We start from the raw sequence: 12,831 nt of genomic DNA, 5'->3' as shown, positions 1-12,831 counted from the left end.
CCATGCAGCTCCAAGGTCAACACGTTCTGATTCTCGGTTTGGGTGCTTCGGGCCTGGCGATGGCCCGTTGGTGCGCGCACGACGGGGCTGACGTGACCGTGGCCGATACGCGTGAGACGCCGCCACAGTTGGCCGCTTTGCAAGCTGAGTGGCCTGCGGTGCGTTTTGTGCCGGGCACCTTTGAGGCCAGCCTGGTCGAAGGCACATCGGTGCGTGCGGTGTTCCGCAGCCCGGGCCTGGCCCCTGAGGTGGTGGCCCCCGTGGTGGATGCAGCCCGCAGCATGGGCTTGTGGCAAGGCGGCGAGCTGAGCTTGTTCGCCGCGGGTTTGCACGATTTGAAGGCCCGTTTTGGCTATGCCCCACAGGTTCTGGCCATCACCGGCACCAACGGCAAGACCACGGTCACGTCTTTGACGGGGCAACTGGTCGCGCGTGCGGGTAAAACCGTGAAAGTGGCGGGCAACATTGGCCCCACGCTGCTCGACACCTTGACCGAAGCGATGGCGCAAGCGCAAGTTCAAGTCGAGCAAGAAGCAGCTGAGCGCGCTGCCGCTGAACTTGAAAACCAAGATCTGCTCAGTGAGCCGCCATCGGTGACCATTGCCCAGCAATCGGTCAGCCCCGTATCACCTCAGGATGCGTCCACAAGCGAGACGGCCGATGCAGGCGAGACGCTGGACAGCCTCGACGGCGAGACCGAGGCAGAGCAGCCGCTGCCTGTACCTGCGGTCGTGCAAGACCCCATGGCCCGCGCGCTGCCCCAGGTGTGGGTGTTGGAGCTGTCGAGCTTCCAGCTCGACAGCAGCGAAGGTTTTGAGCCGACCGCCGCCACGGTGCTGAACATCTCGCAGGACCACCTGGACTGGCACGGCAGCATAGACGCCTATGCCGCTGCCAAAGCCCGCATTTTTGGCGCACAGGCCCTGATGGTGCTCAACCGCGAAGACCCACAGGTCATGGCCATGCGGCCCGAGCCTGTGCGCGTGAAGTTGCAAAAGCCTGTTGAGCGCGCTGCAGTGCTGTTTGGTGGTGACATGCCCCAGCGTCCGGGTGACTTCGGCATCGAAGTCACGCACGGCATGACCTGGCTGGTACGCGCCCTCGAGGCCGATGAAACACGCCGCCGCCGCAAAGATGTAGCCGAAGAGCTTCACATCCAGCGCCTGATGCCCGCTGACGCCTTGCGCATCCGCGGCCGCCACAACGCGGTCAATGCGCTTGCCGCTTTGGCCTTGGCCAGCAGCGCGGGTTGCGCCTTGGGTCCCATGCTCTATGGCTTGCGCGAATACCGGGGTGAGCCGCACCGTGTCGAGCCGGTGGCCATCATCAGTGAAGTGGAATTTTTTGACGACAGCAAGGGCACCAACGTGGGCGCCACCGTGGCCGCCTTGCAGGGATTGGGCGCAGACCGTCGCGTGGTGGTCATTTTGGGTGGGGACGGCAAGGGCCAAGACTTCTCGCCCTTGGCCGAGCCCGTCAAACGCTTTGCCCGGGGCGTGGTCTTGATTGGACGTGACGCTCACCTCATCCGCGAAGCATTGCAAGGCACGGACGTGCCGTTGCACGACGCCGCCGACATGCACGCCGCTGTCACGCAAGCTGCGGCCATGGCCCGCAGCGGCGATGCGGTCTTGATGTCGCCCGCTTGCGCGAGCTTTGACATGTTTGACAACTACGGCCACCGTGCCGAGGTGTTTGTCCAGGCCGTTTCCAACTTGGCCGAAGCGGCAGGTGTGGCCATGGAGGGGGGGCTGTGAGCGAAGCCATCACATTCCCGCAACGCCTGCAGCAGTCGGCGGCTGGCCTGCTCCAGCGCGTCACAGGCGGGTTCCTCGGCGGGGCATGGTCGGGCGCGCAAGGTTTGCCGGTCAACCTGGGGGACTATGGCGCGGGTGGCCGCGCCAATGGTCGTCCAGCCCGCATACAAAGCGTGGATCAGGCCTTGGTCTGGGTGGTGGTGGCCTTGTTGCTGTGGGGCATGGTCATGGTGTACTCGGCCTCGATCGCGATGCCAGACAACCCACGTTTTTCGCGTTACAGCCACACCCATTTCCTCACCCGCCATGTGATCTCCATGACGGTGGGCTGCATCATGGCCTTGCTGGCCTTTCAGGTGCGGATGGAGACTTGGGAAAAAGTCGCTCGGCCCTTGTTTGTGTTGTCGCTCATCTTGCTGGCGTTGGTGCTGATTCCCTTTATCGGCAAAGGTGTCAACGGCGCACGCCGCTGGATTTCCTTTGGCGTCATGAACTTCCAGCCATCTGAGTTGGCCAAGCTGGCCACCATCATTTATGCCGCCGATTACATGGTGCGCAAGATGGACGTGAAGGAAAAATTCTTCAAAGCCGTGCTGCCGATGGGCGCTGCGGTGGGCCTGGCGGGCGTGTTCTTGCTGGCCGAGCCGGACATGGGCGCGTTCATGGTGATCGCCACCATCGCCATGGGCATTTTGTTCCTGGGCGGCGTGAACGCCCGGATGTTCTTCCTGATCTTGGGCATTCTGATCCTGGCCTTCGTGATCATGATCGCTGAGTCGCCTTGGCGGCGGGAGAGGATTTTTGCCTACCTCGACCCCTTCAGTGCTGAGCACGCCTTGGGCAAGGGCTACCAGTTGACACACTCTTTGATCGCCATTGGACGAGGTGAAGTCTGGGGCGTGGGCTTGGGCGGAAGCGTGGAAAAGCTGCACTGGTTGCCTGAGGCGCACACCGACTTTTTGTTGGCCGTGATCGGAGAAGAGTTTGGCCTGGTGGGCTTGACGCTGGTGATTGGCTTGTTCCTGTGGCTCAGCCGACGCATCATGGTGATTGGGCGCCAAGCCATTGCGTTGGAAAAAGTGTTTTCTGGCCTGGTTGCGCAAGGCGTGGGCATCTGGATCGGTTTTCAGGCCTTCATCAACATGGGCGTGAACTTGGGGGCCTTGCCCACCAAGGGCCTGACCTTGCCGTTGATGAGCTATGGCGGCTCGGCCATCATGCTGAACCTGATCGCGATTGCGATCGTACTGCGCATCGACGCCGAGAACAAACAAATGATGCGTGGAGGCCGGCCATGACAAACAAGGTCAAAACGGCATTGGTCATGGCGGGCGGCACAGGCGGCCACATTTTCCCGGGTTTGGCCGTGGCCGAAGCTCTGCGCGACGCGGGCTGGCAAGTGCATTGGTTGGGAGCGCCGGGCAGCATGGAGCAAGCCTTGGTGCCCGCGCGTGGCTTTGCCTTCGAGCCGGTCGCTTTTGGCGGCGTGCGAGGCAAAGGTCTGCAAACGCTGGCCTTGTTGCCGCTGCGGCTGTTGCGTGCATTCTGGCAAAGCTTGCAGGTGGTGCGCCGGGTCAAGCCCGATGTGGTGCTGGGTCTGGGCGGCTACATCACTTTTCCAGGCGGCATGATGGCCAGCTTGTGGAGCAAGCCTTTGGTGCTGCACGAACAGAACTCGGTGGCGGGCTTGGCCAACAAGGTGCTGGCCCAATTGGCCGATCGCGTGTTCACCGCCTTCCCTGGCGTCTTCAAAACCGGGCAATGGGTCGGCAACCCCTTGCGCCGTGCTTTCACGCAGCAGGCCACACCCGCCGAGCGCTTTGCCGGACGCAGCGGCGCCTTGCGTGTGTTGGTGGTGGGCGGCAGCTTGGGGGCCAAAGCCCTGAACGACATCGTGCCGCAGGCCCTGGCCTTGATGCCAGAGGCCTCACGCCCACAGGTCATTCACCAAAGCGGGGCCAAACAAATTGACGCGCTGCGGGCCAACTACGCGGCTGCAGGGGTGCAGGCCGAATTGACCCCGTTCATCGACGACACGGCCACAGCGTTTGCCCAGGCTGATCTGGTGATCTGCCGCGCAGGGGCCAGCACCGTGACCGAGTTGGCGGCAGTGGGTGTGGCCGCCTTGTATGTGCCGTTTCCGTTCGCGGTCGATGACCATCAGACCACCAATGCGCAGTTTTTGGTGGCATCAGGTGGCGGCTGGTTGGTGCCTCAAGCCGAGTTGACCGCGCAAAACCTGGCCGAGCGCCTGACGGCCTTGAGCCGCGACACATTGCAAGACGTGGCACAAAAAGCCCACGCACAGAAAAAAACAAATGCGACCAGGGAGGTTGTGATGGCTTGTGAGGAGTTGGCGGCATGAAACACGCCATCCGAAAAATTCATTTCATCGGTGTGGGCGGCTCCGGCATGAGCGGCATTGCCGAAGTGTTGCTCAATCTGGGTTACCAAATTTCCGGCTCCGATTTGTCCGACAGCGCCACGCTGCAGCGCCTGTCGGCTTTGGGCATTGCCACCCATGTGGGCCACAGCGCGGGCAACGTCCAAGACGCCGATGCCGTGGTCACATCGACCGCTGTGAAAGCCGACAACCCCGAGGTTCTGGCCGCACGGGCGCGCCACATCCCCATCGTGCCGCGCGCCGTGATGCTCGCCGAGCTCATGCGCATGAAGCAAGGCATCGCCATTGCAGGTACACATGGCAAAACCACCACCACCAGTTTGGTGGCCAGTGTGTTGGCCGAGGCCGGGCTGGACCCGACCTTTGTGATTGGTGGCCGCTTGAACAGCGCAGGCGCCAATGCCAAGCTGGGCACGGGTGACTACATCGTGGTGGAAGCCGACGAGTCGGATGCTTCGTTTTTGAACCTGTTGCCCGTGATGGCGGTGGTGACCAACATCGACGCCGACCACATGGAAACCTATGGCCACGACTTGGCCAAGCTCAAGGCCGCCTTTGTCGAATTCCTGCACCGCATGCCGTTTTACGGCACAGCCATTGTGTGCTCGGACGACCCCGGTGTTCAGTCCATCGTGGACAACATCGCCCGCCCCGTGACCACCTATGGCCTGAACGAAGGCGCCCAAGTGCGCGCAGTGGACGTGCGGGCTCAAAACGGACAAATGCACTTCACGGTGCAAAGACGCAACGGCGTGACCATGCCCGACTTGCCCATCGTGCTGAACTTGCCCGGTGAGCACAACGTGCTCAATGCCCTGGCAGCGATTTCCGTGGCTGTTGAGTTGGGTGTGGAGGATGAGGCTGTGCAACGCGCTCTGGCCCAATTCAAGGGCGTGGGACGCCGTTTCCAGCGGTATGGCGAAGTGGCTACGGCCGATGGTCAAGGCCGCTTCACGGTCATCGACGATTATGGTCACCACCCGGTCGAGATGGCGGCCACACTGGCCGCAGCCAGAGGCGCTTTTCCGGGCCGCCGTTTGGTACTGGCTTTTCAGCCACACCGCTACAGCCGCACGCGAGATTGTTTTGAAGACTTTGTGAAAGTCATCGGCCAGGGCTGCGACAGCGTGCTGCTGTCCGAGGTCTATGCCGCAGGCGAAGCGCCCATCGTCGCCGCCGACGGGCGTTCGCTGGCCCGGGCGCTGCGCGTTGCAGGCAAGGTCGAGCCCGTCTTTGTGGACGCGATTGCCGATATGCCGCAAGCTGTGATGAACAACGCACGCCATGGCGATGTGCTCATTTGCATGGGCGCGGGCTCCATTGGTGGCACGCCTGCGCAGGTGGTGGCCTTGGGCGGTGCCGTCAAAGATGCGGCCAAAGAGGTGATCGCATGACACACAACGCCATGCTGATGAACTGGGGCAAAGTGGCCGTGCTGATGGGCGGGCGCTCTGCGGAGCGCGAAGTTTCCCTCATGTCGGGCCAGGGCGTGCTCCAGGCTTTGCGCTCTGCGGGGGTTGACGCCCACGCCTTCGACCCGGCCGAGCGAGAACTGAGCGAACTCAAAAAGGATGGCTTCAAGCGCTGCTTCATTGCGCTGCATGGCCGCTTTGGTGAAGACGGCACAGTGCAGGGCGCGCTGGAGTTGATGGGCATTCCCTACACGGGCTCCGGTGTGATGGCGTCAAGCATCGCCATGGACAAGGTCATGACCAAGCGTGTTTGGCAGGCCGAGGGTTTGCCGGTGCCACGCCATGTGCTGGTTCACCCCACGCAAATCGACAACTTGTCGGCCGAAGACCTGATCGAAACCTTGGGCTTGCCCCTGATCGTCAAGCCCGCTCGAGAAGGCTCGTCCATTGGTGTGAGCAAGGTGGTGCGGGCCGAAGAGCTGCACGCCGCTTTGCGCGCTGCAGCCGCTTGCGATCACGACATCCTGTGCGAGCAGTGCATTGTGGGCGACGAGGTCACTTGCCCAGTGCTGGGCGCAGGCGATGAAGCCCGCGCTTTGCCCGTGATCCGCATCGTGGCCCCCGAGGGCAATTACGACTACCAAAACAAGTACTTCACCGACGACACGCAGTACCTGGTGCCCTGTGGCTTGCCCGCTCAGGAAGAAGCGGCCATTCAGGCCCTCGTGGTCAAGGCTTACCAAGCGCTGGGGTGCAGGGGCTGGGGCCGCATCGACGTGATGATCGATGGCCGCACCCGCCAGCCCTATTTGCTGGAAATTAACACTTCGCCCGGCATGACGGGACATTCGCTGGTGCCCATGTCGGCAGCGGCCAACGGCATGCCTTACGAAGCGCTGTGCCGCCATTTGCTGGCCGATGCTGCGCTGGATTACGCGGGGGCTGCTGCGTGAACAAACCCATGCCCTTGCCTGCCGATGTCCGGCTCATGAACATGGCCACCGCTTTGCTGGTGACTGTGTTTGTGCTGTTGGCTTTGGGCAGCGGGGCATGGTGGCTGATCCGTCACCCCAGCTTTGCTTTGCAAACGATCACGGTTCAAGGTGAGGTGAGTCGAAACAATGCGTTTGCGTTCCGCACGAATGTTTTGCCCAAGTTGGAAGGTAATTTTTTCACCATCGATCTGGCGAAGACCCGCCAAGCTTTTGAGGCGGTACCTTGGGTGCGTGTGGCGGTGGTGCACCGCGAATTTCCGAACCGTTTGCGGGCGGTCTTGCTGGAGCACCGACCCATGGCCTTGTGGGGCGATGAAGATGCAGGCACCTTGATCAACGAGCAAGGCCAAGTGTTTGAGGCCAGTTTGGACGATGCCGACGCGGAGCGTCTGCCGCGCATGAGGGGACCTGAGGCCGAGTCGCACACCGTGGCTGGAATGTACTTGGCTTTGAGCCCGCGTTTTCAGGCGATGGACATGCAAATCGAGATCTTGGAGCTGACCCCCCGGGGAAGTTGGCGGGTGCAAACACAACACGGCGCTCAGATTGAGCTGGGCCGAGGCGGCAGCGCTGAAATTTTGCAAAGACTGGATGTGTTTTTGACAACGCTCAAACAGGTCACGGCACGCTATGGGCGCGGGTCATCTGCTTTGGCGAGTGCGGATTTGCGCCACAAGGATGGTTATGCCTTGCGTTTGCACGGCGTGAGCACGGTGGATGCAGACAACAAGAAAAAGCCTTGAGTGATCAAGGCACAGGAAATAAACGGAAACGGTGGTTGAAATGGCAAAAGAGTACAAAGATCTGGTCGTGGGCCTGGACATCGGAACGTCCAAGGTCATGGCCGTTGTGGCCGAGGTCATGGCCGACGGTCAGCTCAAGATTGCCGGGCTGGGCATCGCCCCGGGCAATGGTCTCAAGCGTGGTGTGGTGGTCAACATCGATGCGACGGTGCAAAGCATCCAGCAAGCGCTCAAAGAAGCCGAGTTGATGGCCGACTGCAAGATCACCCGTGTGAATGTGGGGATCACGGGCAGCCACATTCGGGGCATCAACTCCAGTGGCATGGTGGCCATCAAGGACAAGGAAGTCACCCAGGCCGATCTGGCCCGCGTGATGGAGACGGCACGGGCCATCAACATCTCCAGCGACCAGCGACTGCTGTTGGTGGCCCCCCAAGAGTTCGTCATCGACAGCCAAGAGGTCAAAGAGCCCATCGGCATGAGCGGCATGCGCCTGGAAGCCAAGGTGCACATCGTCACCGGCGCCCAAAGCGCTGCCGAAAACATCATCAAGTGTGTGCGCCGCTGCGGCCTCGAAGTGGACCAGCTGCTGCTCAATCCCCAGTCGTCGAGCCTGGCCGTGTTGTCCGAAGACGAGCGCGAGCTGGGTGTGGTGTGTGTGGACATCGGCGCGGGCACGACCGACGTGGCGATTTTTGCCAACGGCTCCATCCGCCACACGGCCGTCATCCCGATTGCCGGTGACTTGATCACCAGCGACATTGCCATGGCCTTGCGCACGCCAACGAAGGATGCCGAAGACATCAAGGTCGAAAGCGGTTACGCCAAGCAATTGCTGGCCGACCCGGACGCCCAGGTGGAAGTGCCGGGCTTGGGTGATCGGGGACCACGCATGCTCAGCCGCCAGGCCTTGGCTGGCGTGATCGAGCCGCGCATCGAAGAAATTTTCTCGCTGGTGCACCAGGTCATCCGCGAGTCGGGCTACGAAGAAGTGCTGTCTTCGGGCATTGTGCTCACGGGCGGCAGCGCGGTCATGCCGGGCATGATCGAATTGGGCGAGGACATTTTCCTCAAGCCGGTGCGCCGGGGCTTGCCCAAGTATTCAGGCGGTTTGGCCGACATGGTCAGCCAGCCGCGCGCAGCGACTGTGATGGGGCTGCTCGAAGAGGCTCGCTTGGCCCGCCTGCGCGGCTACAAGGTGACCCAAAAGAAGAGTTCGGTGAACAACGCTTTTGGCCGATTCAAAGACTTTATCGTGGGGAACTTCTGATGAACTGGACACAGATTTTTCAGGCCAGAAGCAGCCCACCTCTGACCAGGCCGCTGCGATGTTGATAACACACCCCAACAACAAAACGAATTTAGAAAATTTTCAGGCAACTGCAAACCATTTAGGAGAAGTAACATGACCATCGAAATGATCCAAACAGAGGAATTCAACCAAGGCACCCAGATCAAAGTGATCGGGGTGGGCGGCGGCGGCGGCAATGCCGTGGAGCACATGATCGAGCGCCAGGTTCAAGGCGTGGAATTCATTTGCGCGAACACCGACGCACAAGCCCTGGCACGCAGCGCCGCACACCGTTTTGTGCAACTGGGCCAAACCGGTCTGGGCGCAGGCAGCAAGCCTGACAAAGGCCGTGAAGCCGCGCAAGCCGCTGAAGCCGACATCCGCTCGGCCATTGAAGGTGCGCACATGTTGTTCATCACGGCTGGCATGGGCGGCGGCACCGGCACCGGCGCAGCGCCTGTCATTGCCAAGATCGCCAAAGAGATGGGCATTTTGACTGTCGGCGTGGTCACCAAGCCTTTCGACTTTGAAGGCAAGCGCCGCATGGACAATGCCGACGAAGGCATGAAGGAACTCGAAGCCAGCGTGGACTCGCTGATCGTGGTGCTCAATGAAAAGCTGCTGGAATTGCCCGGTGGTGAAGACATGACCCAAGACGAGGCCTTCTCGCACGCCAACGATGTGTTGAAAAACGCCGTGGGCGGCATTGCCGAAATCATCAACGTGCCCGGCCATGTGAACGTCGACTTTGAAGACGTGCGCACCGTCATGGGTGAGCCGGGCAAAGCCATGATGGGCACCGCAGCCGCCAGCGGCCCTGACCGCGCACGCATCGCGGCCGAGCAAGCCGTGGCTTGCCCGTTGCTCGAAGGCGTCGACCTCAAGGGCGCCCGTGGCGTGCTGGTTTTGATCAGCGCCGCCAAGGGTTCCTTGAAGCTGTCTGAATCCAAGCAAGCCATGAACACCATCCGCGACTGTGCCTCGGAAGATGCGCATGTCATTTATGGCACCGCTTACGACGAAAGCCTGGGCGACCAGATCCGCGTGACCGTGGTGGCCACAGGCTTGGCCAAGGCCGGTGCGCGTCGCACAGCGCCTCCTTTGCAAGTGCTGCGCACCGGCACCGACAACGCCCCCTTCATGATGGGTGGGCAAGAGGCGGTGGCCTCGCCAATGGGCGTAACTGCTGCCTTGGGCGCTGCAGGCATGAACACCCCGGCCATCTGGCGCAGCAACCGCACCCATGCCGCCGCGCGTGTGGACGGCATGGCCAATGCCGGCATGGATGACATCGAAATCCCGGCTTTCTTGCGCAAGCAAGCAGACTGATCCATTCGCCCGGCGGGCGATGTGGACCCGGGCCAGACCAGCGACCTGCTGGTCTGGCTTTTTTTTTCGGCTGATGGCCGCCTGAATGGACAAGTCCCAAGATTTCTTGAATACCTTGTCCGCACACGACAAGATCGTCCGAATTAAAATGCCCCAATGCTCGCTCAACGTACCCTCAAAACCCTGACCCAGGCCGTTGGCGTGGGTTTGCACAGTGGCCAGCGGGTCGAATTGACCCTGCGTCCGGCTGCGCCCGACACCGGCATCGTCTTTCGGCGGGTGGACTTGCCCGAGCCGGTGGACATCCCCGTTCGGGCTGAATCGGTCACCGACACACGGCTGGCCTCGACCATCTCGGTGGGCCAGGCCAAAGTCTTCACGGTGGAACACCTGATGTCGGCATGCGCTGGTCTGGGCATTGACAACCTGTATGTGGACATCACCGCCGAGGAAGTGCCAATTTTGGACGGTTCGGCCTCGTCGTTTGTCTTCTTGTTGCAAAGCGCGGGCATCGTGGAGCAGAACGCGCCCAAGCGCTTTTTGCGTGTGCTCAAGCCCGTGCAGGTCAGCGAAGGCGAGGGCAACAACATCAAATGGGCCAAACTCGAGCCCTTTCATGGCTACAAACTCAGCTTTGAGATCGACTTCAGACACCCCGCCGTCGACTCGACCGGCCAGCAGGTGGTGTTCGACATGTCTGAGGGCGTTTACTCGCGAGACATCGCGCGTGCCCGCACCTTTGGATTCACCAAAGACGTGGAAATGATGCGCGCCAACGGCTTGGCCTTGGGCGGTGGTTTGGACAACGCCATCGTCATGGACGACTACAAAGTGCTGAATTCAGACGGTTTGCGCTACGACGACGAATTCGTCAAGCACAAAATCCTCGACGCCATGGGCGACCTGTACATCGTGGGAAAACCCCTGCTGGCCGCCTACAGCGCCTTCCGCTCGGGCCACGCCATGAACAACCAATTGTTGCGCGCGATGCTGGCCCAACCCGATGCCTACGAGATCGTGACCTTTGACAAGTCCAGCTTGGCCCCCAAAGGTTTTGCTGCACTGCAACCGGCTTGGTGAACGGTTTGGCGCTTGCTGCGCCGCGATCGGCCTAGAGACATCAGATCAGACCGATTGTTTTTTGGCGGGCCACAGCACAAAAGCAATGGAGGCGGTCATCAAGCCCACCGCCGCCCAGTCTTGCCAGTGCAAAATTTCGTTCAGCCAAAGCGCCCCACTGAACACGCCCAACACCGGAATCAACATCACACTCAGCGTGGAGGCCACGGGCGGCAAACTGCGGGCCAGATAAAACCAGGCGGCATGCGCAAAGCCAAAGACCAGCACCGCATTGAACACGATGGCAAACCAGTTGCTGGGCGATGGACTGATCCAACGCTCACGCTCCAGCCCCACGGCCAGCAAGCTGATGACCACGGCCGTCATCAGCGTCATCCAAAACGAGATGGCCAAAGTTGGCACAGGTATGCGGGTGCGCCGCAGCAATTGCGTGCCCAATGCCCAACTGCTGGCAGCGGCCAAGGCCAGTAACACGCCCGCTGGGCGGCCGCTGAGGTTGGACAATTCATGCCAGAGCAGCAAAACCACCCCCAAGCTGGCCGCAGCCACCCCAGCCCACGACCGCTTGGCCAGCTGATCGCCAAACACCCAGGCCCCCAATAGGGCCGAAAACATGGGCATGGTGTAACCCAAAATTGCCGCCCGTCCGCTGGAGAGCGATTGCACCGCCACGATGATCAGCGCTTGCCAAATGAACATGTTGAACACCGCCAGCACCAACAGCTCCCGCCAGTGGGCGCGCGGAATTCGAAAAGGCACCTTCATGATCACCAGCGCCATGCCCAAAATGGGCACGCCCAGCCACAAGCACATCATGCGGAAGGTCAGTGGTGGGAAACCCGTGACCCCCAGCTTCATGACGGGCCAATTGACCCCCCAAACTAAGGTGAGCAAAACCAGAAGGGTCCATTGACGCGGTGAGAGCTTGTGCATGGGCAGCATCTTAGACGGGCTTTAAAATCGATACATGACCTTCCTCGACATGCTGCGCGCCGCTGAGCGCCAAAACGGCTCCATGCTCTGCGTGGGCCTGGACCCCGAACCCACCAAGTTCCCCGCCGCCTACAAGGGCGACGCCAACAAGATCTACGACTTTTGCGCCCGCATCGTCGACGCCACAGCCGATCTGGTCAGCAGCTTCAAGCCGCAAATCGCCTACTTTGCGGCGCACCGTGCCGAAGGCCAGCTCGAACGCCTGATGGAGCACATGCGCCGTGTGGCCCCCCATGTGCCCATCATCCTGGACGCCAAGCGCGGCGACATTGGCTCCACGGCCGAGCAGTACGCCAAAGAAGCCTTTGAACGCTATGGGGCCGACGCCGTGACCCTGTCGCCCTTCATGGGCTGGGACTCGGTGGCCCCTTATCTCAAGTACCACGGCAAAGGCGCGTTTTTGTTGTGCCGCACCTCCAACCCTGGCGGTGATGATTTGCAAAACCAGCGCCTGGCCTCGGTGGATGGCCAGCCACGTTTGTACGAACACATCGCCCAACTGGCCCAAGGCCCCTGGAACTTGAACGGACAGCTGGGCTTGGTGGTGGGTGCCACTTACCCGGCTGAGATCGAGCGCGTGCGCGAACTCGCCCCCACCGTGCCCTTCTTGATCCCCGGTGTGGGCGCACAAGGCGGCGACGCAGTCGCCACCGTCAAGGCGGGCTGGCGTGCGAATGCCGATGGCTCCAGCGCAGGGGCCATCATCGTCAACTCGTCGCGTGCGGTGCTGTATGCATCGAGCGGTGACGATTTTGAGCAAGCCGCTCGCCAAGTGGCACTGCAGACGCGGGACATGCTGGAAGCGGCCAAAGGCTGAATTCAGGGCG

The 12,831-nt window shown here is 61.4% G+C and carries 11 protein-coding genes; 10 read left to right on the top strand and 1 reads right to left on the bottom strand.

Translation table 11 applies throughout. The annotated features are described in order from the left end of the window. Window positions 1-2: 2 nt before the first annotated feature. The 9 genes from murD (at window position 3) to lpxC (ending at window position 11,011) form a co-directional block, all read left to right on the top strand. A complete protein-coding gene (murD, locus tag B9Z50_RS02900) occupies window positions 3-1,757 on the top strand; it encodes a UDP-N-acetylmuramoyl-L-alanine--D-glutamate ligase (protein ID WP_108362142.1) in 1,755 nt (584 codons plus the stop codon). After that, window positions 1,754-3,055 carry a putative lipid II flippase FtsW gene (ftsW, locus tag B9Z50_RS02895; protein ID WP_199221652.1) on the top strand — a complete coding sequence of 434 codons (1,302 nt, stop codon included), beginning with the start codon at window positions 1,754-1,756 and terminating at the stop codon, window positions 3,053-3,055. The genes murD and ftsW overlap by 4 nt, the downstream gene beginning before the upstream one ends. Continuing rightward, window positions 3,052-4,122 carry an undecaprenyldiphospho-muramoylpentapeptide beta-N-acetylglucosaminyltransferase gene (gene murG / locus B9Z50_RS02890; protein ID WP_108362141.1) on the top strand — a complete coding sequence of 357 codons (1,071 nt, stop codon included), beginning with the start codon at window positions 3,052-3,054 and terminating at the stop codon, window positions 4,120-4,122. Before ftsW ends, murG begins: the two co-directional genes overlap by 4 nt. Then, window positions 4,119-5,555 carry a UDP-N-acetylmuramate--L-alanine ligase gene (gene murC, locus B9Z50_RS02885; RefSeq protein WP_108362140.1) on the top strand — a complete coding sequence of 479 codons (1,437 nt, stop codon included), beginning with the start codon at window positions 4,119-4,121 and terminating at the stop codon, window positions 5,553-5,555. The genes murG and murC overlap by 4 nt, the downstream gene beginning before the upstream one ends. Beyond that, window positions 5,552-6,526, top strand: coding sequence for a D-alanine--D-alanine ligase (locus B9Z50_RS02880; protein WP_233249725.1), 975 nt, complete (start codon window positions 5,552-5,554; stop codon window positions 6,524-6,526). The genes murC and B9Z50_RS02880 overlap by 4 nt, the downstream gene beginning before the upstream one ends. Further along, window positions 6,523-7,311 carry a cell division protein FtsQ/DivIB gene (locus B9Z50_RS02875; RefSeq protein ID WP_108362139.1) on the top strand — a complete coding sequence of 263 codons (789 nt, stop codon included), beginning with the start codon at window positions 6,523-6,525 and terminating at the stop codon, window positions 7,309-7,311. Before B9Z50_RS02880 ends, B9Z50_RS02875 begins: the two co-directional genes overlap by 4 nt. A gap of 40 nt (window positions 7,312-7,351) precedes the next feature. Continuing rightward, window positions 7,352-8,581, top strand: coding sequence for a cell division protein FtsA (gene ftsA / locus B9Z50_RS02870; RefSeq protein ID WP_108362535.1), 1,230 nt, complete (start codon window positions 7,352-7,354; stop codon window positions 8,579-8,581). 135 nt (window positions 8,582-8,716) lie between these two features. Next, window positions 8,717-9,931 carry a cell division protein FtsZ gene (ftsZ, locus tag B9Z50_RS02865; RefSeq protein WP_108362138.1) on the top strand — a complete coding sequence of 405 codons (1,215 nt, stop codon included), beginning with the start codon at window positions 8,717-8,719 and terminating at the stop codon, window positions 9,929-9,931. A 156-nt stretch (window positions 9,932-10,087) separates the two neighbouring features. Continuing rightward, a complete protein-coding gene (gene lpxC / locus B9Z50_RS02860) occupies window positions 10,088-11,011 on the top strand; it encodes a UDP-3-O-acyl-N-acetylglucosamine deacetylase (protein ID WP_108362137.1) in 924 nt (307 codons plus the stop codon). Between the two features lie 45 nt (window positions 11,012-11,056). On the opposite strand, the gene B9Z50_RS02855 is transcribed toward lpxC, so the two are convergent. Continuing rightward, window positions 11,057-11,944: a DMT family transporter gene (locus B9Z50_RS02855; protein ID WP_108362534.1), complete on the bottom strand. Its 888-nt coding sequence runs from the start codon at window positions 11,942-11,944 to the stop codon at window positions 11,057-11,059. 34 nt (window positions 11,945-11,978) lie between these two features. Here B9Z50_RS02855 and pyrF point away from each other — a divergent pair, with 34 nt between their 5' ends. Further along, entirely contained in the window at window positions 11,979-12,821 is an 843-nt protein-coding gene (gene pyrF / locus B9Z50_RS02850) for an orotidine-5'-phosphate decarboxylase (protein WP_199221651.1), read from the top strand. Window positions 12,822-12,831: the final 10 nt, after the last annotated feature.

Source organism: Limnohabitans sp. Bal53, assembly GCF_003063355.1.
Taxonomy (GTDB): Bacteria; Pseudomonadota; Gammaproteobacteria; order Burkholderiales; family Burkholderiaceae_C; genus Limnohabitans_A.
This window is presented reverse-complemented; position numbering and strand designations above follow the sequence as displayed.